General features: G+C 70.5%; 20 protein-coding genes. 10 read left to right on the top strand and 10 right to left on the bottom strand.

Annotation, left to right across the window (positions count from 1 at the left end; all coding sequences use genetic code 11):
• Positions 1-68 precede the first annotated feature (68 nt).
• The 3 genes from AB0O34_RS07010 to AB0O34_RS07000 all read left to right on the top strand — a co-directional run bounded on the left by AB0O34_RS07010 (position 69) and on the right by AB0O34_RS07000 (position 2,624).
• The gene (locus AB0O34_RS07010) at positions 69-974 is read left to right on the top strand and encodes a helix-turn-helix transcriptional regulator (RefSeq protein ID WP_363913504.1); all 906 of its coding nucleotides are present in this window, start codon (positions 69-71) and stop codon (positions 972-974) included.
• Positions 975-1,057: 83 nt separating this feature from the next.
• Positions 1,058-1,603 (top strand): type 1 glutamine amidotransferase domain-containing protein, encoded by a 546-nt coding sequence (locus AB0O34_RS07005; protein ID WP_363913502.1) that lies wholly within the window; start codon positions 1,058-1,060, stop codon positions 1,601-1,603.
• A gap of 133 nt (positions 1,604-1,736) precedes the next feature.
• Positions 1,737-2,624, top strand: a complete 888-nt coding sequence (locus AB0O34_RS07000; protein ID WP_363913500.1) for a sugar kinase — start codon at positions 1,737-1,739, stop codon at positions 2,622-2,624.
• Positions 2,625-2,730: 106 nt separating this feature from the next.
• Here AB0O34_RS07000 and AB0O34_RS06995 read toward each other — a convergent pair whose 3' ends face one another.
• Together AB0O34_RS06995 and AB0O34_RS06990 are read right to left on the bottom strand one after the other, a co-directional pair.
• Positions 2,731-4,038, bottom strand: coding sequence for a cytochrome P450 (locus AB0O34_RS06995; RefSeq protein ID WP_363913498.1), 1,308 nt, complete (start codon positions 4,036-4,038; stop codon positions 2,731-2,733).
• Positions 4,039-4,240: 202 nt separating this feature from the next.
• Positions 4,241-6,670 carry an FAD-dependent oxidoreductase gene (locus AB0O34_RS06990; protein WP_363913496.1) on the bottom strand — a complete coding sequence of 810 codons (2,430 nt, stop codon included), beginning with the start codon at positions 6,668-6,670 and terminating at the stop codon, positions 4,241-4,243.
• A gap of 71 nt (positions 6,671-6,741) precedes the next feature.
• Between AB0O34_RS06990 and AB0O34_RS06985 the strand changes: the two genes are divergently transcribed.
• Entirely contained in the window at positions 6,742-7,731 is a 990-nt protein-coding gene (locus AB0O34_RS06985) for a phosphotransferase (protein WP_363913494.1), read from the top strand.
• A gap of 63 nt (positions 7,732-7,794) precedes the next feature.
• Positions 7,795-9,354 (top strand): amino acid permease, encoded by a 1,560-nt coding sequence (locus AB0O34_RS06980; RefSeq protein WP_363913492.1) that lies wholly within the window; start codon positions 7,795-7,797, stop codon positions 9,352-9,354.
• Between the two features lie 48 nt (positions 9,355-9,402).
• Here AB0O34_RS06980 and lipB read toward each other — a convergent pair whose 3' ends face one another.
• Together lipB and AB0O34_RS06970 are read right to left on the bottom strand one after the other, a co-directional pair.
• Positions 9,403-10,059 carry a lipoyl(octanoyl) transferase LipB gene (lipB, locus tag AB0O34_RS06975; RefSeq protein WP_363913490.1) on the bottom strand — a complete coding sequence of 219 codons (657 nt, stop codon included), beginning with the start codon at positions 10,057-10,059 and terminating at the stop codon, positions 9,403-9,405.
• A gap of 52 nt (positions 10,060-10,111) precedes the next feature.
• Positions 10,112-10,303 (bottom strand): PspC domain-containing protein, encoded by a 192-nt coding sequence (locus AB0O34_RS06970; RefSeq protein ID WP_363913488.1) that lies wholly within the window; start codon positions 10,301-10,303, stop codon positions 10,112-10,114.
• 155 nt (positions 10,304-10,458) lie between these two features.
• Here AB0O34_RS06970 and AB0O34_RS06965 point away from each other — a divergent pair, with 155 nt between their 5' ends.
• Complete coding sequence (locus AB0O34_RS06965) at positions 10,459-11,037, top strand: hypothetical protein (RefSeq protein WP_363913486.1); 579 nt, start codon at positions 10,459-10,461, stop codon at positions 11,035-11,037.
• Here the strand turns inward: AB0O34_RS06965 and AB0O34_RS06960 are convergent.
• The gene (locus AB0O34_RS06960; RefSeq protein ID WP_363913484.1) at positions 10,994-12,025 is read right to left on the bottom strand and encodes a lysylphosphatidylglycerol synthase transmembrane domain-containing protein; all 1,032 of its coding nucleotides are present in this window, start codon (positions 12,023-12,025) and stop codon (positions 10,994-10,996) included. The two genes, AB0O34_RS06965 and AB0O34_RS06960, sit on opposite strands and share 44 nt — an antisense overlap.
• Positions 12,026-12,304: 279 nt before the next feature.
• Here AB0O34_RS06960 and hrpB point away from each other — a divergent pair, with 279 nt between their 5' ends.
• Positions 12,305-14,755, top strand: a complete 2,451-nt coding sequence (gene hrpB / locus AB0O34_RS06955; protein ID WP_363913482.1) for an ATP-dependent helicase HrpB — start codon at positions 12,305-12,307, stop codon at positions 14,753-14,755.
• An 18-nt stretch (positions 14,756-14,773) separates the two neighbouring features.
• Here hrpB and AB0O34_RS06950 read toward each other — a convergent pair whose 3' ends face one another.
• The 5 genes from AB0O34_RS06950 to AB0O34_RS06930 form a co-directional block, all read right to left on the bottom strand.
• Positions 14,774-15,643 (bottom strand): aldehyde dehydrogenase family protein, encoded by an 870-nt coding sequence (locus AB0O34_RS06950; RefSeq protein WP_363913480.1) that lies wholly within the window; start codon positions 15,641-15,643, stop codon positions 14,774-14,776.
• The gene (locus tag AB0O34_RS06945; protein WP_363913478.1) at positions 15,636-15,845 is read right to left on the bottom strand and encodes a hypothetical protein; all 210 of its coding nucleotides are present in this window, start codon (positions 15,843-15,845) and stop codon (positions 15,636-15,638) included. The genes AB0O34_RS06950 and AB0O34_RS06945 overlap by 8 nt, the downstream gene beginning before the upstream one ends.
• A complete protein-coding gene (locus tag AB0O34_RS06940) occupies positions 15,838-17,268 on the bottom strand; it encodes an aldehyde dehydrogenase family protein (RefSeq protein ID WP_363913476.1) in 1,431 nt (476 codons plus the stop codon). Before AB0O34_RS06940 ends, AB0O34_RS06945 begins: the two co-directional genes overlap by 8 nt.
• A 10-nt stretch (positions 17,269-17,278) precedes the next feature.
• Complete coding sequence (gene deoC, locus AB0O34_RS06935) at positions 17,279-18,244, bottom strand: deoxyribose-phosphate aldolase (RefSeq protein WP_363913566.1); 966 nt, start codon at positions 18,242-18,244, stop codon at positions 17,279-17,281.
• A 146-nt stretch (positions 18,245-18,390) separates the two neighbouring features.
• A complete protein-coding gene (locus AB0O34_RS06930) occupies positions 18,391-19,590 on the bottom strand; it encodes a cytochrome P450 (protein ID WP_363913474.1) in 1,200 nt (399 codons plus the stop codon).
• Between the two features lie 125 nt (positions 19,591-19,715).
• Here AB0O34_RS06930 and AB0O34_RS06925 point away from each other — a divergent pair, with 125 nt between their 5' ends.
• The 3 genes from AB0O34_RS06925 (at position 19,716) to AB0O34_RS06915 (ending at position 23,891) form a co-directional block, all read left to right on the top strand.
• Positions 19,716-20,360, top strand: a complete 645-nt coding sequence (locus tag AB0O34_RS06925; protein ID WP_363913472.1) for a helix-turn-helix domain-containing protein — start codon at positions 19,716-19,718, stop codon at positions 20,358-20,360.
• Positions 20,361-20,463: 103 nt separating this feature from the next.
• Entirely contained in the window at positions 20,464-20,631 is a 168-nt protein-coding gene (locus AB0O34_RS06920; RefSeq protein ID WP_363913470.1) for a hypothetical protein, read from the top strand.
• Between the two features lie 389 nt (positions 20,632-21,020).
• On the top strand, positions 21,021-23,891 hold the full coding sequence (locus AB0O34_RS06915; protein WP_363913468.1) for an AAA family ATPase: 2,871 nt from the start codon (positions 21,021-21,023) through the stop codon (positions 23,889-23,891).
• Positions 23,892-24,186 lie beyond the last annotated feature (295 nt).

Below are 24,186 nucleotides of genomic sequence, written 5' to 3'. Positions count from 1 at the left end.
GGTATACGGGCGGCGCCCCGGGATGAGACACTGTCGGCCCATTCATCCGAGGCTTCCTGGGAGCTCGCATGATCTCGGCGCTGGGCTCTGACGAATCCGCTGACGGTCATACCGCCGCCCCCTCACGAGGCGGTCCCACCGCCCTCCGCATCCTCCTCGGCTCCCAGCTACGCCGGCTGCGCACGGCCAAGGGCATCACGCGCGAGCAGGCGGGTGACGCCATCCGCGCCTCCCACGCCAAGATCAGCCGTCTGGAGCTCGGCCGGGTCGGCTTCAAGACCCGCGACGTCGCCGACCTGCTCACCATGTACGGCGTGGGCGAGTCGGCCGAGCGCGCCACGTTCCTCAGGCTCGCCGAGCAGGCCAACGCGCCGGGCTGGTGGCACAAGTACAGCGACCTGCTCCCCACGTGGTTCGAGCTCTACGTCGGGCTGGAGGAGGCCGCCTCGGTCATCCGCACGTACGAGATCCAGTTCGTCCCCGGTCTCACGCAGACGGAGGACTACGCCCGCGCGGTCATCGTGCTCGGCCACTCGGACGCGCCCAAGGACGAGATCGACCGCCGCATCTCGCTGAGGATGGCCCGGCAGCAGCGCCTCACCTCCTCGGACGGCCCGAGGTTCTGGGGCCTGCTGGACGAGGCGGCGCTCCGGCGCCCGCTCGGCGGCTCGAAGGTCATGCGCGCGCAGGTCGAGCGTCTCCTTGAGCTGACCGCGTCGCCCACCATCACCCTCCAGGTCGTCCCGTTCGGCCAGGGCGGGCACGCGGCGGCGGGCGGGCCGTTCACCATCCTGCGGTTCGACGAGCGCGAGATCCCCGACGTCGTCTACATGGAGCAGCTCACCAGCGCCCTGTACCTCGACAAGCGCGAGGAGACCGACCCGTACATGAAGGTCATGGACCGCCTGTGCGTCGAGGCCTCCACGGTCGCCGAGTCGAGGCGGTTCCTGGAGACGCTCCTCAAGGAGATGTGAGGCTCCGAAGGCTCCGGCGCATACACCGGAAAATGCCGGGCACGGGCTAGCGAGGAAGGAAACGCAGCTCAGAAGGAGTCAACATGCTTCAGGGCAAGACGATCGCCTTTCTGGTGGCCCCAGAGGGGATCGAGCAGATCGAGCTCACCGAGCCGTGGAAGGCGGTGGAGCAGGCCGGAGGAACCCCCCGGCTGATCTCCACCCGGCACGGCAAGGCGCAGGCCTTCAACCACCTCGACAAGGCGGACTCGTTCGACATCGACGCCACCGTCGAGGAGGTGAGCGCCGACGACTTCGACGGCCTCGTGCTGCCCGGCGGCGTCGCCAACCCCGACAACCTGCGGCTCAACGAGAACGCCGTGCGGTTCGCGGGCGCGTTCTTCGACGCCGGCAAGCCGGTGGCGGCGATCTGCCACGCGCCGTGGACGCTCATCGAGGCGGGCGTCGTGGGAGACCGCGCGATGACCTCCTGGCCCAGCCTCAAGACCGACCTGCACAACGCGGGAGCGTCCTGGGTCGACCAGGAAGTGATGATCTGCACGAACGGCCCGAACACGCTCATCACCAGCCGCAAGCCCGACGACCTCAAGGCCTTCTGTCAGGCCGCCGTCGAAGCCTTCGGCGGCTGAGCCTTCGGGAACCGGCGGCCACGCCGCATGAGATGCCGAAGTGGTCATCACATTGTGAGTGACATCGGTCTCTGCCATGCTTTCGGCCATCAGCGGCAGGTAGGCGCTCCCGCATGGCACGAAAGATCCTGACATGACCGAGGTCTTCACGCTTGGAGAGGCGCTGGGCGTCGTCTCCGCCGACCGTCTCCGCCACGACACCGACGTACGTCTCGACGTCGCCGGAGCCGAGCTGACCGCCGCCGTCGGACTCGCCCGGCTGGGTCACACCGTGACCTGGCTGGGGCGGGTCGGCGCCGACGAGCTGGGCGCCCGGGTCGTCACGGTGCTGCGTGGCGAGGGGGTCGACGTCTCCCACGTGCAGTCCGACCCCGGCGCGCCCACCGGTCTGGCGATCAGGCAGCGGCGCATCGGCCGGGTCGGTCACGTCGTCCATTACCGCGGCGGGTCGGCCGGGTCCAGGCTCGGGCCGGGCGACGTCCCCCCGCGGGCCCTGCAGTCCGCCAAGGTCCTGCACATCACCGGCATCACCCCGGCGCTGAGCGGCACCGCCTGGAGCGCCGCCCACCACGCGATCAAGCTCGCCAGAGACTCCGGCACGGCCGTCTCGGTCGACGTCAACTACCGGCCGCAGCTCTGGATCGACCGCCAGGAGGCCGTCGAGGCCCTCAACGAGCTGGCGACGGGAGCCGACGTCCTGTTCGCCAATCAAGATGAGCTGCAGCTCATCGAGCCGGTGATTGGAACGATCCGCGAGCTCGTGGTCACCCGGGGCGCCAAGGGCGCGAGCGCGACGATCAACGGCATGCGGTACGACGCGCAGGCGGCCCCCGTGACCGTCGTGGACCCTGTGGGAGCCGGAGGCGCGTTCGCCGCCGGGTATCTCAGCGGGCTCCTGGAGGAGTTGCACCCGACCGACCGGCTGCGCCGCGGGTGCGCGCTGGCCGCCTTCGCGGTGGCGAGCGCCAGCCCCTGGCAGGGCCTCCCCACCCGCACCGAGCTTCCACCGCTCACGTTCTGAGAACCCCGGCCCGTCGCCCGGGAATGGCGTCCCCCGGGCGACGGGCGGGCCATGCGCGACCACCTGTGGAGCCGGATCCCTCGCCAACCCGGTTCCGCCCGGTGGGTCAGAGTCTCAGCGGCAGCGTGGCCAGCCGCCATGAGCCGGGCATCGGCTGGCGTCGCAGCTCGGACGGGTCGACGCCCAGGGCCAGGCCGGGGAAGCGCCGGAGCAGCGCGCCGAACGCGACCTCGCCCTCCTGGCGGGCGAGAGCCGCGCCCAGGCAGTAGTGCAGGCCGTGCCCGAACCCCACGTGGTTCTCCCGGCGCCCGTCCGGCTCGCGGGTGATGTCGAGCCTTTCTGGGTGGTCGAACTCCCTCGGGTCGTAGTTGGCTCCGACCAGCACCGCCAGCACCGCCTCGCCCTTGCGCACCGGCATGCCGCCGATCTCGACGTCCTCGGCGGCGTAGCGCAGGCGGGTCGCCTGGACCGGGCCGCACCAGCGCATGAGCTCGTGGACCGCCCTGGGCAGCTGCCCCGGGTCCTTCCTGAGCAGGTCGAGCTGGTCGGGATGGGTGAGCAGGGCGGCGGTCCCGTTCCCGATGAGATGGGCCGTGGTCTCGTGCCCCGCCAGTACGAGGGTCAGGACCAGCGTGACCATCTCGGTGTCGCCGAGCCTGTCGCCGTCCTCGTCGTGCGTTCGGATGAGGCCGGTGAGCAGATCGTCGGTGGGGGCCACGCGGCGCCGTTCGATCAGCTCGTGGATGTGCGTGATCATGTCCCGCAGGGCGGTCGCCATGCCTCCCGACTGCAGCGTGACGAGCGCCTTGCCCCATTCCCGCCACTGCGTGCGGTCCTCTTCCGGGATCCCCACCAGCTCGCAGATGACGGTGATCGGCAAGGGGTAGGCGAAGTGCTCCATCAGCTCCACGACACCGCCCTCGGCCGTACCGGCGAGCCGGTCGAGCAGATCTTCGGTGATCTCCTCCACCCGCGGCCGGAGCTCCGCGACCCGGCGGGCGGTGAACGTGCGTGACACCAGCTTGCGCAGCCGGATGTGGTCGGCGCCGTCGGCGTCGAGGACGCTGTCCAGCACGTACTGCGCGTACTCCTTGGGGATGCCCCGGGCCTCGATCTCCTTCTCGCGGATGTTCTCGATGGCGAGCCCCGGCACGCTGGCCGGGTTGTTCACGAACCGGGTGTCTCCCAGCACCATCTTGACGTCGTCGTACCTGGTGACCAGCCAGATCGGCGTGCCCTGCCCGAAGAAGGAGCCCCGTACGAGGGGTGCCTGCTCGCGCATCCGGGAGTAGCCGCCGAAGGGGTCCCTCATCAGCTCCAGGTCCATCATGTTGACCGTGGCGGCCATGGTGGAGGAGCCCGCGCTACCGCGTGTGCCTGTGCTGGCCGTGCTTTGGTCGGCCGAAGTGCCCATGCTTGCCCTCCTCGGGCGTTGGGTGATGTATCCGCCGGTGATTCCCTCCTGGTTCCGGCTCCGCGGCGCTCGACTCCCCCGTGGAGGTGCGCCGTGCGGCCGAGAGGACCGCGTAGAGCCATGCGCGTTCCTGGCATGTCTCAACCCTGCTTCACCGGAACTGTCGAACCGATGTAGCCCCATGGCGATGCCCGGCCGGCCCCTAGGATCCGGGGAGGCGGCGGACCCGCTTGTCGCTCGGGTCGTAGAGCGGCCCGCCGGTGATCTCGGCGGTGACCCACCCGCCGTTGACGCCGACCTCCACCCGGCCGCTGAGCTCCGCGCTCGTCGCGCCGGGCTCGTCGACCGGCAGGTACGCGTAGGCGATCGAGCGGTCGACGCGGTGCCCGTACCCGCCGCTGGTCACCCGGGACGCCGGGACGCCTCCGACCCGCACCGGCTCGCCGCCGAGGCAGATCTGCCGGGGGTCGGCGAGCACGAGGCAGCACAGCGAGTACCGGGGCGCGCCCAGCGCGTCACGGCCGATGAAGTCCTTGTCCCCGTGGACGGCGAAGCCCAGTCCGGCCTCGATGGGCGTCGTCTCCGGCGTGATGTCGAGCCCCCAGACGCGGTAGCCCTTCTCCAGCCGCAGGGAGTCCAGGGCCCGGTAGCCGGCGGGGCGCATGCCGTGCGGCAGGCCCGCCTCCATCAGCGCGTCCCACAAGGTGAGCCCGTACTCGGCAGGACAGTAGAGCTCCCACCCGAACTCCCCGGCGAAGGTGACGCGCTGGGCCAGCACCGGCACGAGCCCGACGCTGATCTCCCGCGCCCGCATGTAGCCGAAGGTGAGGTCGTCGTCGGTGAGCTCGCCGAGGATGTCGAGCGCCTTCGGCCCCCACAGGCAGTAGCAGGCGTACGCGGAGGTGACGTCCCGCACGTCGAGCCCGTGACGACGCAGCCAGCCCGCGTCGTGCACGCCGAAGACCGTGCCGGTGACCATGCGGAATCGATCGCCGGACAGCCGGGTCACGGTCACGTCCGCCTCGATGCCCCCGCGCTCGTTCAGCATCTGGGTGTAGACGACCGTGCCGACGGGCCGGTCGATGTCGTTGGCGCAGAGCCGCTGGAGGCCGGCCAGCCCGGTGATCTCCAGCTTGGAGAACGAGGTCTGGTCGAACAGCCCGGCGGTGTCGCGGGTCGCCAGGCACTCGGCGCGGATCGCGGGCGACCAGAACCTCCCGGCCCATCCGGCGGGCCGGAACTCCTCGCCCTCGCGCGCGTCGCCGGGGGCGAACCAGTTGACCCGTTCCCAGCCGGCCTTCTCGCCGAACTCGGCGCCGAGCTCGACGTGCCGCGCCCAAGCGGGCGAGCGGCGGAGCGGGCGAGCGGCCGTACGCTCCTCGCCCGGGTACACCACGTCGTAGTACTTGCTGTAGGAGTCCAGTGCCTTGGCGCGCGCCCACCGGGAGCCGCGCGCGTGGGAGCCGAACCTGCGGATGTCCATGCCGAAGACGTCGTACTCCGGCGAGCCGTCGACGATCCATTCGGCCATGACCTTGCCGACGCCGCCCGCCGCCGCGAGCCCGTGGACGCAGAACCCGGCGGCGACCCACAGCCCGGCCACCGTGGTCTCCCCTAGCAGGAACTCCCCGTCGGGGGTGAACGCCTCGGGCCCGTGGACGACCTTGGCGAAGGCGGCGGCGTCCTGCCCGTCGCCGGTCTCCATCCGGGCCAGGTCCGGAAGGCGCCGGCCCGCCGACTCCCACGATTCACGAAATTTCGGCATATTGGGCTCGAAGAGGGTGCGTGGCTCGGCCAGCGGCGTCGCCGCCTCCCAGATCTCCGGGGTCCGGATGTAACCGCCCACCAGGATGCCGCCGCCCTCCTCCCTGAAGTACACGATGTTGTCCGGGTCGCGCACGGTCGGCGTGGTCGCCGGCACCCCGAACGGCCGCGTCACGACGTACTGGTGCTTGATCGGCACGATCGGGATGTCGACCCCCGCCAGCCGCCCGACCTTCCCGGCCGCCGCCCCCGCCGCGTTGACCACGGTCTCGGTGGCGATGACCTGCTCGCCCACCCGGACGCCGCGTACCCGCCCGTCCTGGACGTCGAGCCCGGTCACCTGGACGCCGGTCACGATGCGCACCCCGAGCTTCTCCGCGCCGGCCGCGAGGGCTCGCGCGAGGCTCGCCGGGTCGAGCCAGCCGTCGCCCGGCAGCCACAGGGCCGCGCGCACGTCGCCGACCTCCATCAGCGGCAGCATGTCCCGCGCGTCGGCTGCCGACAGGACGTCCATGTCGAGCCCGTACGTCTCGGCGGCGCCGGCCTGGCGGAGCAGCTCCTCGTACCGCTCGGGGGTGGTGGCGAGCCGCAGGCCGCCCGCGCCGTGCCAGCCGGGGTCGAGCCCGGTCAGCTCACTGAGCTCGGGATACAGTCCGGCCGAGTACATGATCATGCGGGTCTGGGTGACGGTGGACCTGAGCTGGCCGACGAATCCGGCCGAGTGCCACGTGGTCCCTTCCGTCAGCTCGTGCTGTTCGAGCAGGATGACATCGGTCCAGCCGAGTCGTGCCAGGTGGTAGGCGACACTGCATCCGGCGACGCCGCCGCCGACGACCACGGCCTGCGCCTCGGCGGGAAGTTTCACCATCGGTACCCCCGTGTAACACCCAACCCGCAGAATCGGATCAATGGTCTGAAGGTAGACCAAAGGAGGCCCGCGTGCCAGATGTCCTCAGCTCGGCACTCGAACTCGTCACGGCCTGGGCCGGCCGACCGGTCACCCATACCCAGATCAAGGGTGGTCTGAGCCACCGCATCGTCCGGGTCGACACCGAAGCGGGCGATCGCTGGCTGCTGCGGATCCTCGACCCCGGCGTCTCGGCCGCCGGGCTGGGCGTCCCCCTCGACCTGGAGATCGTCAACACGGCCAGGGCCGCCCAGGCCGGGGTCGGCGCCGAGGTGCTGCTCCGCCTCCCCGGCGCGGTGCTGCTGGAGTACATCGACGGCCCCACGCTCGACGCGGCGGCCGTGCGGGACCCCGCGATGACCGAGGGCATCGCCGAGGCCTGCCGGCGCCTGCACGCGGGGCCGCGCTTCGCGACCGACTTCTCGATCTTCCGCAAGCTGGACGAGCTGCTGGCGCTCTGCCGCGCCCACACGCTGAAGATCCCCGAGGGCTACGAGGACTGGCTGCCGGCCGTGGCCGAGATCGAGGCGGCCCTGGCCGTACACCCGGCGCCGGCCGTGCCGTGCCACAACGACCTGCTGCCGGAGAACTTCATCTTCGACGGCTCGGCGGTGCGCATCGTCGACTACCAGCTCTCGGGCAACAACGACCCGGCCTTCGAGCTGGGCGACATCGCGGCCGAGGCCGATTATGACCGGGAAATGGTCAGGCGGTTGACGCGCGCCTACTTCGGGGACGAAGATCCCGCGGCAAGGGTCCAGCTTTATCTGATCATGTCCAACTTCACCTGGACGTTGTGGTTCAGCGTCCACCACGGCCTGCTCGCCGAGCAGGCCGCTGCCGCCGACTTCGACTACGACGCCGAAGCGGCCGACAAGTTCGCGCAGGCCGTACGGGACCTCAACGATCCCGGGCTCGGCCCGCTCATCGACGACGTCCGTGGCCGGCGACGGCCCCGCGACCCCGACCCGCGCACCCCCTCCCCTCCGACCGCGCCGTCTCCGCCGGCCCCACCGGCCTGACGCGTCGCCACCCCCCGGCACCACCCGCGGCACCGCACCACCCGCGCCACCCAAGGAGGCCTGATGGCCCAGCAGTCCTACCTCGACGACGATGCCGAACGCCTGGCCGAGCTCGGATACAAACAAGAGCTCTCGCGAAGCTGGAGCGGCTTCTCCAACTTCGCGATCTCGTTCTCGATCATCTCGATCCTCGCCGGCTGCTTCACGACGTTCGGCCAGGCATGGAACAACGGCGGACCGATCGCCATCTCCATCGGCTGGCCGCTGATCTCGATCTTCATCCTCATCATCGGCCTGTGCATGTCCGAGCTGGTGTCCGCCTACCCGACGGCGGGCGGCATCTACTGGTGGGCCGCCAAGCTGGGCAAGCCCATCCACGGATGGTTCACCGGCTGGCTCAACCTGATCGGCCTTATCGCGGTCACCGCCTCGGTGGACTACGGCTGCGCGACCTTCCTCAACATCACCATCGGCCGGTTCAGCGACGGCTGGGCGAACGGCGACCCGCTGCGGCAGACGTTCCTGCTGTTCGCGATCGTGCTCGTGCTCCACGCGCTGATCAACATCTTCAGCCACCGGCTGATCTCGATCCTGCAGAACATCTCGGTGTGGTGGCACGTGTTCGGCGCGGCCGCGGTCGTCCTGATCCTGATCTTCGGCCCGTCGAAGCACCAGAACGTGGGCTTCCTGTTCGAGCAGTTCAACAACTCGGGCTTCGGGTCCAGCTCCTCGGGGCCGACGTTCTGGCTGTACGTGCTGCCGCTCGGCTTCCTGCTCACGCAGTACACGATCACCGGCTTCGACGCCTGCGCGCACGTGTCGGAGGAGACGCAGGGCGCGGCCATGAGCGCGGCCAAGGGGCTCTGGAAGTCGATCTTCTACTCGGCGATCGGCGGCTGGGTACTGCTCCTGGCCTTCCTGTTCGCGGCGACCGACGTCGACGCCGTCAACAAGGAGGCCGGTTTCGTCGGCGCCATCTTCACCTCGTCACTGACGCCCGGTCTCGCCACCGTGATCTTCGGCATCTCGACGATCGGGCAGTTCTTCTGCGGGATGAGCTGTGTGACGTCGATGTCCCGCATGACCTACGCGTTCTCGCGTGACGGGGCCGTCCCCGGCTGGCGGCTCTGGTCGCGCGTCGACAAGAACAGGACGCCGGTCAACGCGATCATCGCCGGCTGCGTCGTGGCCCTGCTGATCACGATCCCCGCCCTGTACGCGCCGGAGGGCACCACGACGCCCGTCGCTTTCCTGGCCGTCGTGTCGATCGCGGTGATCGGCCTCTACCTGGCGTTCCTCATCCCGATCTGGCTGCGCCTGCGCATGGGCGCCGCCTTCAAGCCGGGGCCGTGGACGCTGGGCGGCAAGTACAAGGTCATGTGCTGGATCGCGGTGGTCGAGATCGTCATCATCTCGATCTACTTCATCCTGCCGGTGGTCCCCGCCGGTGTGCCGGGCAGCGAGGACTTCGCCTGGACCTCGGTGAACTACGCGCCGCTCGCGGTCGGGGCCGTGCTGATCGGCATCGCCGTGTGGTGGGTCCTGTCGGCCCGGCACTGGTTCACCGGGCCTCGCCGCAACATCGAGGACGTGCCGCTGGGCGACTCCGAGCCCGTCACCTGAGTTCTCCTCGTACGGCTCGCGCCTCACGGGCGCGAGCCGTACGAGACCTCAGGCGGAGGCCTCGAAGACCTCGGAGACCACCCGGCGGACGTGCTCGGAGGACGGCGGCTCGGCCAGCTCGCGCGCCAGCGAGGTCATGTCGACGTTGGGCATGCCACACGGCACGGCGTGGTGCCAGGGGTCGAGGTCGCCGTCGACGTTCAGCGCGAAGCCGTGGCTGGTGACGCCCCGGCCGGCCCGCATGCCAATGGAGACGATCTTGCGTCCCGTCTCGCGCGTCCAGACGCCCGTGAGCAGCTCCGAGCCCTGCGGGGTCTCGCGGCGCTCCGCCGGAAGGCCGAGCTTGTCCAGCGCCTCGACCAGCCGGAGCTCCACCTCACGCACGTAGTCGACGACGCCCTCGTCGGCGCGGAGCTTGACGATCAGGTAGCCAACGAGCTGCCCCGGCCCGTGGTAGGTCAGCTGACCCCCTCGGCCGGTCGGGACGACGGGGATGCCGTATGAGGGGTCGGGAAGGTGCTCGGCGGCGGTCCTCTTCCCGACCGTGAACACCTGCGGGTGGCTGAGCAGCCACAATGTGTCCGGCCGGTCGTCGCGCTGCCGCGCGCCGACCAGCTCGGTCATGCGTTCCATGGCCTTCTCGTAGTCGACCAGGTCGTCCTGGATCAGGGCCAGTGGCCGTGCACGTACGGTTCGCTCGCTCACATCACCGAGCATACGTCCTACGAATAGACGTTTAGGGCAGAGGCGGAGCGGATCACCACTGGCCGACGCGGGCTGGAGCCTTCGGGATGAAGGCCCACATGATCAGGTAAATGATGAACTGCGGTCCGGGAAGGACGCAGGAGAGAACGAACAGCAGGCGCACCATGGTGGGCGCCCAGCCCCACTTCTCCGCGATGCCACCACAGACACCCGCGATCATCTTGTGCTCTCTGGACCTGTACACAGCGACTCCTCCCCGATTCGATTCACTCTGCTCAACGATCTAGTCCCCTGCCCCGTTCCTGGAAAGTCATTCGTCACCCATTCCAGAGTGCGACGCACGCGTTGAACCGGTGCGCAAACCCTTAGGGTGGCAATCCCCTGACGATGGAGAGCAAAGTGGACCTCCCGACCCTCCAGGTACAACAGCGCCTGCTCGTTCGCCAGAAGATCACCATGATGGTGAACCGTTATGTGGTCCATCTGGAGCAGCCCGACGGGTCGGAAGGTCCGATGGTCGCCTTCGCCGAGCAGAAGCGGATGGCGTTCAAGGAGCAGGTCACGCTCTATACCGACGAGTCGAAGCAGTTCGTGCTCGCCGGGTTCAAGGCGCGCAAGGTGATCGACCTGGGCAGTGGGTACGACGTCTTGGACCACGCGGGCCAGCCGATCGGCTTCTTCAAGAAGGAGTTCGCCGCGTCGCTGATCCGGTCGACGTGGCACTTCCAGCAGCCCGGCATGCCGACCTTCACTGGCCAGGAGCGCAACGTCTTCGTCAGCCTGCTACGCCGGTTCGTCGACTCGCTGTCGTGGCTGCCCTACCACTTCGACTTCGGCGTGGGCGCCCAGATCGCCTTCTCGGTCGACCGCAAGTGGGGCCTGCGCGACCGGTACATCGTGGACATCCAGGACCCGCGGCTCGACCGGCGCCTGATCATCGCGATGGCGGTGGCTCTCGACGCCCTCCAGGCGCGATGACGTTCAGCAGCAACCAGGCGCTCCATCCGGCGATGAGCACCGCCCAGTAGGAGATCAGGCGGTAGATCGCCACGACGGCGGCCGCAGCCACCCCCGTCATCCCCGCGCTGACGAAGGTCGCGGCCATGCCGATCTCGGCGATGCCGAGCCCGCCGGGCACGAGCGCCAGCACTCCCGCGGCCTTGGCCGCGACGTAGCCGAGCAGCACCGTGTGCGGGCCCACGGAGACGCCGGTGGCGGCGCACACGGCCGCCAGGCAGGCCAGATCGAGCAGCCAGTTCAGCAGTGCGAGGCCGGGCAGGACCAGGCGGTCGCGCCGGGTGAGCGTGATGGCCGCCCGCGCCCCCCGCAGTTGGGCGAGCACGGCCTGCGTACGGGCTCCGCGGCCCGAGAGCCACCGGGCCGGCACCCGCGGCCGGAACCTCAGCAGGACGGCGAGGGCGACCCCGGCCCCCAGGAAGACCCACAGGGCGGTGACCCGGGTCGCGGGCTCCGCGAGCAGCGCCACGGCGCCGAGCGCGACGAAGGTCATCGTCGAGAAGACGGCGCTGAGCAGCAGGGTCGCGGCGATCAGCGGGGTCGTGGCCCCGAGGAGGCGAAGCTGCCTGGTCGTGTAGGCCACGCTGAGCACCTGGCCGCCGGGCAGCGAGTTCGAAACGGCGTTGCGCGCGTAGGTGACCGCCACGGCGCGCGGCAGCGTGAGCTGGGCGCCGCCCGCCACCAGCAGGTGCCGGATCAGCCGGGCGAAGGCCCGCATGGAGGACGTCTCGGCCATGACGGCGACGATCAGCCAGCCGGGATGCGCGGCGGCGATGAGCTCCCAGACCTCCGAAGGGCTCGGCAGCCGGTCTCGGAACAGGAAGATCACGCAGACCACGGCCGCGACGACGAACAATCGGACGATCGCGCGGCGCGCCGCGCCGGGGTTACGAGATGGGGTTGGCACCACCGGGGTCTGGACCGGTGCCACCGTACTCTGACACGCCATCATCGCCTCCTCGTGAGGATCATGACGTTGATCAGCGGGCCGGGCGATTGCCAGATCGCGATAGATACCCGGCCCGATGTTTCCGGTTTCCCGCAACGGCCCGGGGGTCGGCCGGTTGGTCCGGGAAAGGTGCGGTCAATTCGACAGCAGCTATCAGATGCTAGCGGCTGCCGTTTGGCGCGATGCGACCGGCTCGTTGGTTGAATGGGAGGCGATCGGAAGGAGCAGGTGCGCAGGTGCGATCCGCGACCGTAGACCCCAACTCCACAGGCGATGACCATGCCTGTGGATGACGCGCGGGCGAGCGCCCTTCCCGTGCGGCACGCCCTGCCGGAGCTTCGCGAAGCGCTGGAGAAGGGCGGCGCCGCCGTCCTCACCGCGCCTCCCGGCACCGGCAAGACGACCCTCGTCCCGCTCGTCCTGGCCGGTCTGGACGCGGACGGCCCCCCGCGGCGCGTGATCGTGGCCGAGCCCCGGCGCATCGCGACCCGCGCGGCAGCCCGGCGCATGGCGTGGATGCTCCGGTCCGAGGTCGGCGAGGAGGTCGGCTTCACCATGCGCGGCGAGCACAGGCCTGGACGCCACGTGCAGGTGATGACGACCGGCGTGCTGCTCCAGCGGCTCCAGCGCGATCCGGAGCTGGAGGGGATCGACGCCGTGCTGCTCGACGAGTGCCACGAGCGGCACCTGGACGCCGACACCGCTCTCGCGTTCCTGCTGGACGTCCGCGCGACCCTCCGGCCCGACCTGCGGCTCGTCGCCACCTCGGCCACCGCGGACGCCGCCCCCTGGGCCCGCCTCCTGGGAGACGCCCCCGTGGTGCACGCCTCGGGCACGACGCACCCGGTCGAGATCGTCTGGGCGCCCCCCGCCAAGCCCGTCGCCCCGCCCCACGGCATGCGCGTCGACCCCGCGCTGCTCACTCACGTCGCCGGGGTCGTACGCCGGGCCCTGGCCGAGCGGGACGGTGACGTGCTCTGCTTCCTGCCGGGCGTGGGCGAGATCGCCAGAGTGGCAGGCGCGCTGGCGGGCCTGCCGGAGACCGACGTCCTGCAGGTCCACGGCAGGGCGGACACGCTCGACGCGGTGCTGTCCTCCGGCCCGCGCAGGCGGGTGATCCTCGCGACCTCGGTGGCCGAGTCGAGCCTCACCGTTCCCGGGGTGCGGGTGGTGGTCGACGCCGGGCTGGCGCGCGAGCCGCGCACCGACCAGGGCCGGGGTCTCGGCTCGCTCACGACCGTGCGGGTGTCAAGGGCGTCCGCCGACCAGCGCGCCGGACGTGCCGGGCGCGAGGCCCCCGGCACCGTCTACCGGTGCTGGACGGCCGCCGAGCACGGAAGGCTGCCCGACCACGCCCAGCCGGAGATCGCCCTGGCCGACCTGACGGGCTTCGCCCTCCAGGCCGCCTGCTGGGGCACCCCCGACGCCTCCGCGCTCTCGCTGCTCGACCAGCCTCCCGCCGCCTCCATGGCCGTCGCGAGCCGTACGCTGCACGCGCTCGGCGCGCTGGAGGACGGGCGCGTGACCGAGCGGGGACACCGCATGGCCGGCATCGGCGTCCATCCCCGGCTCGCCCGGGCGCTGCTCGACGGCCCGCCGCAGGCCGCCGAGGTGGTCGCCCTGCTGTCGGAAGAGCTCCCCCGCTCCGCACCCGACGACCTCGTGGCGGTCTGGCGCGAGGCCCGCCGCAGTGGCTCGCGCGACTGGCGAAGGGAGACCCGCCGCCTGACCCAGGCCGTACGCGCGAACGCCCCCGGCACGGCCTCTTCAGCGGATCACCACGGCGGGCCCGACGACGCGGTGGCCGGGCTGGTCGTGGCGCTGGCCTATCCCGAGCGGGTGGCACGCCGCCGTTCCGGCGGCCATCTCATGGTCTCCGGTACGGCCGCGACCCTGTCCCGCGACTCACGCCTGGCCTCGGCCGAGTGGCTGGCCATCGCGGTCGCCGACCGGCCGGCCGGCGCGGCGTCCGCCCGCGTACGGCAGGCGGTGGTGATCGACGAGGATGTCGCGAGGGAGGCCGCCGGGCAGTTCCTCAAGGTGGAGGACGAGATCGGCTGGGAGGGTGACGTCGTCGCCAGGCGGGTGGAACGCCTCGGCGCGGTCGAGCTGTCCTCGGTCCCGCTGCGGGACGCCGACGTCCGGGACGCGATCCTGTCGGGCCTGCGCAAGGAGGGGCTGTCCCTGCTCCGCTGGACGCCGGAGGCGGTGGCGGTGCGCGAGCGCATGGCGTTCTGCCACCGGGTGCTGGGCGAGCCCTGGCCGGACGTCTCGGACGAGGGCCTGCTGGCCGCCGCCGGCACGTGGCTTGACCTGCCCCGCCTGCGCCGCCGTTCCGACCTGGCGCGGGTGGACGTCGCCTCGGCACTCAAGCGGCTTCTGAGCTGGCAGCTCAGGCTGGACGAGGTGGCCCCTGAGCGGGTCACGGTGCCCACCGGCTCCCGCATCCGGGTCGACTACTCCGGCGACCAGCCGGTGCTGGCCGCCAAGCTCCAGGAGCTGTTCGGCTGGGAGGCGACGCCCCGGATCGCCGGGGTGCCGCTGGTGATCCACCTGCTGTCCCCGGCGAGACGGCCCGCGGCCGTCACCGCCGATCTGGCGTCCTTCTGGCGTGAGGGCTACCGCGCGGTGCGTGCCGAACTGCGCGGTCGCTACCCGAAGCACCCCTGGCCCGAGGACCCCCTGGCCGCCGCACCGACCCGCGGAACCAACCGCCGCAAGCCAGGTTGATCCCGCGAGCCGGTGGGGTCAGATGCCGATGGGGTGCCAGACGGTCTTGGTCTCCAGGAAGGCGGTCATCCGCCCGGTGCCCGGGTCGGCGAGCCAGTCGGTCTTCCCGGACGGGCGCAGGACGCGCTTGAGGTTCTCGGCGGCGTCCTGCTCGCAGGACACGGCCAGTTCCTCGGGGCAGCCCGTCAGGTCGACCGCGTTGACGTCCATGTGGGACGACAGCCACGGCGCGAGCTCGGCGGCCCTGCCCGTGAGCAGGTTCACGACGCCACCCGGCAGGTCGGAGGTGGCGAGCACCTCGGCCAGGGTGATCGACGGGAGCGGCGCCCGCTCCGAGGCCACCACCACGCAGGTGTTGCCCGTGACGATCACCGGGGCGATCACCGAGATCAGGCCGAGGAGCGGCGCCTCCTGGGGAGCCACGACGGCCACGACGCCGGTCGGCTCCGAGGTCGACAGGTTGAAGTAGGGCCCGGCGACGGGGTTCGCCGCCCCTCGCACCGCTCCGATCTTGTCCGACCAGCCCGCGTACCAGACCAGCCGGTCGACGGTCGCGTCGGCCAGCTCGCCGGCCTTGCGCGCCGACACCCCGTCGGCGTCGACCAGTTCGGACACGAACTGGGCCCGGCGCCCCTCCAGCATCTCGGCGACGCGGTAGAGGATCTGCCCCCGGTTGTAGGCCGTGGCCCCCGACCAGCCGGGGAACGCCTTGCGGGCGGCCGACACCGCGTCACGGGCGTCCTTGCGCGAGGCCTTGGAGGCGTTGGCCAGGAAGTCGCCCTTGGAGGAGGTCACGACGTAGGACCTTCCGCTCTCCGAACGGGGGAACGCCCCGCCGATGTACAGCTTGTACGTCTTGCGTACGGCGAGCCTGCTGGGCTCAGTCATCGCCTCTCCAGGTCATTTCTTCGGGCGAGAGCCGTACCGGCACGAACACCTGGCGGCAACGGCTCACCCCGCAGCGGTGGGCGAACCAGCCCTGGCGGGCGGTCGAGTTCGTACGGCCGGCCCGCCCGTAGGCGTGCCCGCGGGTCATCTGCGCGCGCCGGGACCGGCGGGGCCTCAGGCGGTGCTCACAGGGTTCAGACATCGAGATACGCCTCCAGTCCATGCCGTCCGCCTTCGCGGCCGTATCCGGACTCCTTGTAGCCGCCGAACGGCGACGTGGGGTCGAAGCGGTTGAAGGTGTTGGCCCAGACCACGCCCGCGCGGAGCTTGTCCGCCATCCACAAGATCCTGGACCCCTTCTCGGTCCACACACCCGCCGACAGCCCATACGGGCTGTTGTTGGCCTTCTCCACGGCCTCGTCCGGGGTACGGAAGGTCAGCACCGACAGCACCGGGCCGAAGATCTCCTCACGGGCGATCCGGTGCGACTGGGCCACACCGGTGAACAACGTCGGCGGGAACCAGAACCCCTTGTCCGGGATCGCACACGAAGCAGACCACCGCTGCGCGCCCTCCTGCTCCCCCGCCTCACTCAACGAGATGATCTTCGCGAGCTGCGCGGCCGAGTTGATCGCCCCGATATCGGTGTTCTTGTCCAGCGGATCACCCAGCCGCAACGTGGACAGGCGCCGCTTGAGCGCCTCCAGCAACTCGTCCTGGATCGACTCCTGCACCAGCAGCCGCGAACCCGCGCAACACACATGACCCTGGTTGAAGAAGATGCCGGTGACGATGCCCTCGACGGCCTGGTCGATCGCCGCGTCGTCGAACACGATGTTCGCGGCCTTGCCACCCAGCTCCAGCGTCAGCTTCTTGCCCGACCCGGCCACCGAACGGGCGATCATCCGCCCGACCTCGGTGGAGCCGGTGAAGGCCACCTTGTTCACATCCGGGTGGTTCACCAGCGCCTGCCCGGTGGCCCCGGCGCCCGTCACGATGTTCACCACCCCCGCCGGCAGATCGGCCTGACGGCAGATCTCCGCGAACGCCAGCGCCGTCAACGGCGTGGTCTCGGCCGGCTTGAGCACCACGGTGTTCCCACACGCCAACGCGGGCGCGATCTTCCACGCCAGCATCAAAAGCGGGAAGTTCCACGGGATGACCTGCGCCGCCACCCCAAGCGGCCGCGGATCGGCCCCAAGACCGGCGTGACCGAGCTTGTCGGCCCACCCCGCGTAGTAGAAGAAATGCGCCGCGACCAGGGGAAGGTCGACGTCGCGGGACTCGCGGATCGGCTTGCCGTTGTCCAGGGACTCCAGCACGGCCAGCTCGCGTGACCGCTCCTGGATGATGCGGGCGATGCGGAACAGGTACTTGGCGCGCTCACGGCCGGGGAGCTGCCCCCACACCCCCTCATACGCCTTACGCGCCGCCGCGACGGCCCTGTCGACGTCGGCCTGGCTCGCGATGGAGAACTCCGACAGCACTTCTTCGCTGGCCGGGTTGATGGTCTTGTCACGCTCATCGCCCAAAGAGTCGACCCATTCGCCGTTGACGAACAGACCATAAGAGGGCCGGATGTCGACGACGTCGCGCGACTCCGGCGCCGGTGCGTATTCGAACATGGGGCCCGCCTCAGTCAAGGGTGAAGTAGTCAGGACCGGCATAACGCCCGGTCGCCATCTTCTGACGCTGCATCAGCAGATCGTTCAGCACGCTGGAGGCACCCAGCCGGAACCAGTCAGGATCCAGCCAGTCAGGCCCGGCGGTCTCGTTGACCAGCACCAGATACTTGATCGCGTCCCTGGTGGTGCGGATGCCACCAGCGGGCTTGACACCCACCATCCGCCCGGTCTGGGTGCGGAAGTCCCGCACCGCCTCCAGCATCACCAGCGTCACCGGCAAGGTCGCCGCCGGGGACACCTTGCCAGTGGAGGTCTTGATGAAGTCGGCCCCCGCCAGCATCGCCAGCCAGGACGCCCGCCGCACGTTGTCATACGTCGCGAGCTCACCGGTCTCCAGGATCACCTTCAGATGGGCGTCGCCCTTGCCCGCCGCGCTCTCGCCACGGGCGCAGGCCGCCTTGATCGCGACGATCTCCTCGAAGATCTTCCGGTAGTCGCCGGACAGGAAGGCGCCCCGGTCGATCACCATGTCGATCTCGTCGGCGCCCGCCTCGACCGCGAGCGCGGTGTCCTCCACCTTGACCGCGAGGGAGGATCTGCCGCTGGGAAAGGCGGTGGCGACGCTCGCCACCCGCACCCCCGAACGCCCGAGCGCCCGTACGGCCTCGGCGACCAGGTCGGGGTACACGCACACGGCCGCCACCTTCGGAACCGAAGGGTCACCAGGATCGGGCCGCACCGCCTTGGCGCACATCGCCCGCACCTTGCCCGGGGTGTCCGCCCCTTCCAAAGTGGTGAGGTCGACCATGGAAATGGCCAGGTCAATGGCCTGCGCCTTGGCGGTCGTCTTGATGGAACGGGTGGCCAGCATCGCGGCACGCTGATCAGCGCCCACCCGATCGACGCCGGGCAGACCATGCAGAAATGCCCGCAGGGTCGCGTTCGATGACGCGATCTCCACGAGCGAAGTCGTCAGTGTTGACACCTAACCAGCATCGCCGACCAGCGTGATTGTTCCAAACCGGGCCACCGCACAGAGTGCTTACGACATTTCGGCAAATGTCGCCCACAGCCACCAGCCCGGTCCGGCGCCGGGAGGTGGCTCATCCGCTGGAGCGCGCTTCACCAGGCCACGGGCAGGGACTCCACGCCGTGGACCACCGAGAACGACCGGAAGGGAACCTCTTCGATCGGCACGGCCAGCCGCAGCCCGGGGAACCGGCGAAGCAGCGCGGGGAAGGCGATGCGCATCTCCATACGCGCGAGGGGCGCGCCCAGGCAGTGGTGGATGCCGTGCCCGAAGGCGAGGTGGGGGCCCGCGTCACGGGACGGGTCGAACCGGTCGAGATCGTCCCCGAGCGAGGAGTCGCGGTTGGCCGAGGGGATGGAGAGGATCAGCGTCTCCCCCGCCTTGATCGGCCGACCGGCCAGCACGACGTCTTCCTTGGCGGTGCGCGGGACCACGGTGTGCACGATCGACAGGTAGCGCAGCAGCTCCTCGACCATCTGGTCGATCTCTTCGCCGTCGCGCATCGCGGCGAGCTGGTCGGGGTTCTGGAGCAGCAGCAGGGTGCCCAGCCCGAGCATGTTGGAGGTGGTCTCGTGCCCGGCCAGCAGCAGCAGGTCGGCCACGCCGACCAGCTCGGCGTCGTCGATCGCGTCGCCGTGCTCGCGCACCAGCATGCCGATCATGTCGTCGCCCGGGTTCGCCCGCTGGCGCGTCACCAGCTCGCCCATGTACGCATGGGACTCCTTGAGCGCGGCGGCCCTGGCCTCCAGATCGAGGAAGACGTTCAACCGGGCGTTGCTGCGGCGCTGGAAGCCCTCGCGGTCGGCGTACGGCACGCCGAGCAGCTCGCAGATGACCAGCGAGGGGATGGGCAGCGCGAACGACTTCACGAGGTCGGCCGGCGAGCCGGCGTCCTCCATCGCCTGGAGGTGCTCGGCCACGATGGCCTCGATGCGCGGCTGCAGCCTGCGCATGCGCCGCATGGTGAACTCGGGCGTGAGAAGGCGGCGCAGCCGGGTGTGGTCGGGTGGGTCGTAGCCGATCAGCACCCCCGACACCACCCTCGGGGTCTCCGCGGTGTCTCCGTCGGCGTCCCGCGAGGGGATGCCGAAGGGGGACCGCATCCTGTTGCTGAACCGCGTGGCGTCGCCCAGCACCTCGCGCACGTCTTCGTACCGGGTGAGGAGCCAGGCACTGCGCCCGAAGAGCTCCACGCGGCTGACCGGCTCGTCGGCGCGCAGCCGGGCCAGCTCGGGAACGGGATCGAAGCGGTCTCGCCTGATATGGGTCGGCGCGAGCGGAGTCTCGGTCATCGCCCGGTTCCTTCCATGAGAGTGGGTGCTGGCAGCCGTGCCTGAACGCGTGTTTCACTCTGGGTAACCGTGAGCGTGACTCTACCATAAGTGATAGTTGACTATCACCTGTTAGGCTTTCCAGGATGAGCACCAGCAGGCCGCCCCTTCGAGCCGACGCGGCACGCAACGCCGAGCGGCTCGTGCGCGCGGCCCGCACAGCCTTCGCCGAGTCGGGCATCGACGTCCCGCTCGACGAGGTGGCCAGACAGGCGGGCGTGGGCGTCGCCACCCTCTACCGGCGCTTCTCCAGCAAGGAAGATCTCATCCAGGCCGTGCTGGAGTCCTGCTACGCCGAGCGGGTCGAGCCCGCGATCAGCAGGGCCCTCGCCGACGAGGACCCCTGGCGCGGCATGGTGACCGTGCTGGAAGCCGCCCTAGGGCTCGCCGCCGAGGAGTTCGGCATCCTGCAGGCCGCCCGTGACCCGGCGGCGCTCACCTCCGGCCTGGAGTCCCGGTTCTTCGCCGCCCTCGCCGCCCTGGTCGAGCGCGCCCAGGACGCCGGGCTCGTACGCGCGGACCTGCATCGTGACGATCTCCCTCGGCTGGTGTTCATGCTGGTCAGCACGTTGCGGATGGCCGAGCGGCCCGCCGTCGGCTGGCCCCGCTACCTGTCGCTGCTGCTCGACGCGCTGCGCCCGGCCGCGGCCCACCCCCTGCCCCCCGACACCGGCCTGAGGCGGCGGGCCGCACCGTCTAGGGCACAATGCGGGGGTCCTAGGCAGTCCTAGGACGAAGGGTGCCCAGGAGATAGGGCATCCGCCCGATGTGGGGGTGGGCGCCTTAGCCGGATTCTTGAGGTATCAGAAAAAACAACCTCAAGGAGACACCCAAATGGGACCCGAGATTCACTACCAGCTCATCACCAACCGAGTGGCCGAACTGCATGACGAAGCCAGCAACCACCGCCTGGCCCGCGAGGCCGTAGCCGGAAGGAAGGCCCGGGAGCTCGCTCCGCAGCGTCGCCTGCGTGCGGCCTTCGGCAAGCTCCGCACCTCGTGATCGCCTTCAGCCGGGCTCGCGCCGCCCGCCGCCACCGAGGGACGGAAAGCGCGAACCTCTGGAGCCCCGGACGACCCAGGTCCTGGCGTGCGAGTTCCCCGATCACCGGTCACTCGCACGCCAGGCCGGGGAGTCCAGGTCACGCCCATCTCGGGCGCGAGAAACCCAGGGTGGTGATGCCCGGCCGGAACCTCCCTCCCGGCCGGGCGACTCAGCCCCCCTAGCCAGTTGTGGACCCCCGGTTCCGCGCCACAACGGTCACCACCACCAAGCCCTGTTCAGCGCCTTGTCCTGCCTGCCGAGCAGGCCTCACAGCCCCCTTAAGCCCACGGATAAATAGGGAGAACGTCGCCATAGGTCGTGACATGCTTGCAGACATGGTCGGTCGGATGGTGAGTCCCGTTTTCGTGGGACGGGAAGCCGAGCTGGGAACACTGTCCGAGGCTTTCGAGCAGGCACGCAAGCAGGCCGCGTCCGCCGTGCTGCTCGGAGGTGAGGCCGGTGGCGGCAAGACCCGCCTGGTCACCCGGTTCGCCGAGGATGCCGCTTGTACGGGGGCGCACATCCTCGTCGGCGGATGCGTGGAGCTCTCCACCGAAGGCCTCGCCTACGCCCCCTTCACCGCCGCCCTCCGCCAGCTCGTCAAGGAGATGGGCGCCACCGAGGTCGCCGCGCTGCTCCCCGACGGCGCCGCCCGCGACCTCGCGCGACTGCTGCCCGAGTTCGGCGAGCCGAGCGGCGACAGGGAGACCGAGACGGGCAGGGCCCGTCTCTTCGAGCAGTTCCTCACGCTGCTCGAACGCCTGGCCGAGCGTCGCTCGGTGATCCTCGTCATCGAGGACATCCACTGGGCCGACCGCTCCAGCCGCGACCTGATCGCCTTCCTCAGCCGCAACCTCAGGACCGCGCCGGTCCTCATGATCATGACGTACCGCTCGGACGAGCTGCACCGCCAGCATCCGCTGCGCCCGGTGCTCGCCGAGCTGAGCCGGGTCGACGGAGTGGTACGGCTCGACCTGCCGCGGCTCAGCGAGAACGAGGTCGCCGCCCAGATCGCCGGTATAAGGGGTGACGTCCCCGAGTTCGCGCTGGTGCAGAAGGTCTACCAGCGAAGCGAGGGCATCCCCCTGTTCGTCGAGGCGCTCATGGAGCGCGACGACGACTGCAGCGTCCCCGAGTCCCTCCAGGACCTGATCATCGGGTCGGTCGAGCGGCTGCCCGAGGAGACCCAGCGCGTGCTCCGCATCGCGGCGGCCGGCGGCAACCGGGTCGGTCACGAGCTCCTCGCCGCGGTCACCGACCTGTCCGACGTGGACCTGGAGAACGCGCTGCGCCCGGCCATCGCCGGCAACGTCATCCAGGTGGCCGACGGGCGGGCGTACGTCTTCCGGCACTCACTGATCCGCGAGGCCGTGCACGAGGAGATGCTCCCCGGCGAGCACAACCGCATCCACGCGCGGTTCGCCGAGGAGATCGACCGCGACCGCAGGCTCGTGCCGCACGGGCGGGCCGCCATCGAGATCGCCCACCACTGGTTCTCCGCGCGCGACCACCTCTGGGCGCTCATCTCCGCGTGGGAGGCCTCGGCCAAGGCCGCCAACGCGTTCGCCTACACCGAGCAGATGCAGCTCCTCGAACGCGTGCTCTCGCTCTGGGACAGGGTGCCGGACGCCTCGGAACGGATCGGCGTGGACCACACCACGGTCCTGGAGCTGGCGTCGGAGGCCGCCGTCATCAGCGGCGACACCGACCGTGGCCTGAAGTTCGTCAAGGGCGCCCTGGCCGAGCTGGACGAGACCGCCCAGCCGGAACGCGTCGCCCAGCTCCTCGTCCGCCGGGCCCAGCTCAAGAGCGACAAGGGCAAGCGGGGCGGTCTGGACGACCTCCGCTACGCCCTGCGGCTGGTCCCCGAACCCGGGAGCGCCCGAGTGCAGGTGCTCACACGACTCAGCTCGTGGCTCATGTTCACCAACGAGACGGTCGAAGGCACCACCCTCATCCGGGAGGCGCTGCGCATCGCCCGCGAGGTCGGTGACCAGTGCCAGGAGGCCGAGCTGCTGACCAACCTCGCCCTCGGGCAGTCCCTGGCGGGCGACCTGGAGGCGACGCTGCTCACCAACGAGCGGGCCATGGAGATCGGCAAGAGCGTCGCCTCGGGCCGCATCGTGCTGCGTGCCATGGCGAACAACGTCGACGCCCTCAACAACCTCGGCCGTTCCGAGCAGGCCGTGGAGCTCGCGCTGGAAGGCGAGGCGAAGGCCCGTAAGTACGGCCGGTACCGCGTCAGCGGAGCGTTCATGGCCAACAACCGGGCGGAGGCGCTGGAAGCACTCGGCCGCTGGGACGAAGCGGTCGAGGCGATCGACCAGGCCCTCGCCAGCGGCCCCATCCCGAGGATCCGCGGGCACCTGCTGCGCGTCCGGGGCGACGTCGCCGCGGGCAGGGGCGAGGTCGATCTCCTGGAGCGCGTCCTCGTCGAGGTCGGCGCCCTGCACGGCGGCGAGCTCAGCGAGTTCGCCCAGGAGTCCATGGCCAACACCCGGCTCCTCGTCGACTTCCACCTGCTACGCGGCAATCCGCTCGACGCGCTGAGGGCGTCCAAGAACAGCTTGACGATCTCCGGCACGCCGCACTCCAGCAAGGCCATGCTCGGATGGCGGGGGCTGGCCCAGATCCGGCTGGCCTGCGAAGCCGCCGCGGTCACCGCTCCCGAACCGGCCGAGGCCGTCTGGGCCAAGGCAGAGGCGCTGGTGCCGACCATGACGTCGCACAGCCCCGTCGCCGACGCTTTCGGGCTCATGTGCCGCGGCGACTTCGACGCGGCCGCGGCCGCCTGGGAGCACCTCCGGCGCCCGTTCCACAAGGCCAGGTCCCTCACGCACGCCGCCGCCGCGGCGGCGAAGGCCGGCGACCGCGACGGCGCGTCCGTACGGCTGCGCGCGGCGCACCCCATCGCGGGCTCGCTCGGCGCGCGCCCGCTCCTCACGGAGATCGAGGCGCTGGGGCGTCGCGTCGGGGCCCTGTTCGCCCCCGGGGCCTCCGTGCAGAACGGCGCGGCCTCGGGGCCCGACCTGACGCCGCGAGAGCTCGAAGTGCTCCGGTTGGTGGCGCTGGGGCGCTCGAACCGGGACATCGCCGGCGAGCTCTTCATCTCCGCCAAGACGGTGAGCGTGCACGTCTCCAACATCCTGGGCAAGCTCGGCGTCTCCACGCGCGGCGAGGCCGCCGCCGCGGCCCACCGCCTCTCCCTCCTCGCCTGACCCACGTCTCGGATCAGCTCCCTGCTCCGTCCCTGAGGCCGCGAGCTGGGGCTCCGAATCTTTACCCGGACGATTCGCCCGCCGGGTACGGGGTTTCCCGGCCTCGCTCGTGGAAGAGCGCGCTTTGCGGGGCCTTGCCGTAATGCGGCCCCGGGGGCATCCGTTAAGGTTGGATGGAAACACCGAAGGGGAGTAGTCCCAATCGCGTGATCGACATGCTGGCGTAAGCCCGGTCGCGCGGGCCTCTCATCGAGGCGGACGAGACCTTCGGCTTGGCAGCCATGCACGAACACGC

This window comes from Sphaerisporangium sp. NPDC088356, from assembly GCF_040685555.1.
In the GTDB taxonomy this organism is placed as follows: domain Bacteria; phylum Actinomycetota; class Actinomycetes; order Streptosporangiales; family Streptosporangiaceae; genus Sphaerisporangium.
This window is presented reverse-complemented; position numbering and strand designations above follow the sequence as displayed.

Bases quoted from the DNA above. Each gene is read 5' to 3' on its own strand.
- AB0O34_RS07010 (WP_363913504.1), top strand. From the start codon at position 69: ATGATCTCGGCGCTGGGCTCTGACGAATCCGCTGACGGTCATACCGCC.
- AB0O34_RS07005 (WP_363913502.1), top strand. From the start codon at position 1,058: ATGCTTCAGGGCAAGACGATCGCCTTTCTGGTGGCCCCAGAGGGGATC.
- AB0O34_RS07000 (WP_363913500.1), top strand. From the start codon at position 1,737: ATGACCGAGGTCTTCACGCTTGGAGAGGCGCTGGGCGTCGTCTCCGCC.
- AB0O34_RS06995 (WP_363913498.1), bottom strand. From the start codon at position 4,038: ATGGGCACTTCGGCCGACCAAAGCACGGCCAGCACAGGCACACGCGGT.
- AB0O34_RS06990 (WP_363913496.1), bottom strand. From the start codon at position 6,670: ATGGTGAAACTTCCCGCCGAGGCGCAGGCCGTGGTCGTCGGCGGCGGC.
- AB0O34_RS06980 (WP_363913492.1), top strand. From the start codon at position 7,795: ATGGCCCAGCAGTCCTACCTCGACGACGATGCCGAACGCCTGGCCGAG.
- AB0O34_RS06960 (WP_363913484.1), bottom strand. From the start codon at position 12,025: ATGGCGTGTCAGAGTACGGTGGCACCGGTCCAGACCCCGGTGGTGCCA.
- hrpB (WP_363913482.1), top strand. From the start codon at position 12,305: ATGCCTGTGGATGACGCGCGGGCGAGCGCCCTTCCCGTGCGGCACGCC.
- AB0O34_RS06950 (WP_363913480.1), bottom strand. From the start codon at position 15,643: ATGACTGAGCCCAGCAGGCTCGCCGTACGCAAGACGTACAAGCTGTAC.
- AB0O34_RS06945 (WP_363913478.1), bottom strand. From the start codon at position 15,845: ATGTCTGAACCCTGTGAGCACCGCCTGAGGCCCCGCCGGTCCCGGCGC.
- AB0O34_RS06940 (WP_363913476.1), bottom strand. From the start codon at position 17,268: ATGTTCGAATACGCACCGGCGCCGGAGTCGCGCGACGTCGTCGACATC.
- AB0O34_RS06930 (WP_363913474.1), bottom strand. From the start codon at position 19,590: ATGACCGAGACTCCGCTCGCGCCGACCCATATCAGGCGAGACCGCTTC.
- AB0O34_RS06925 (WP_363913472.1), top strand. From the start codon at position 19,716: ATGAGCACCAGCAGGCCGCCCCTTCGAGCCGACGCGGCACGCAACGCC.
- AB0O34_RS06920 (WP_363913470.1), top strand. From the start codon at position 20,464: ATGGGACCCGAGATTCACTACCAGCTCATCACCAACCGAGTGGCCGAA.
- AB0O34_RS06915 (WP_363913468.1), top strand. From the start codon at position 21,021: ATGGTGAGTCCCGTTTTCGTGGGACGGGAAGCCGAGCTGGGAACACTG.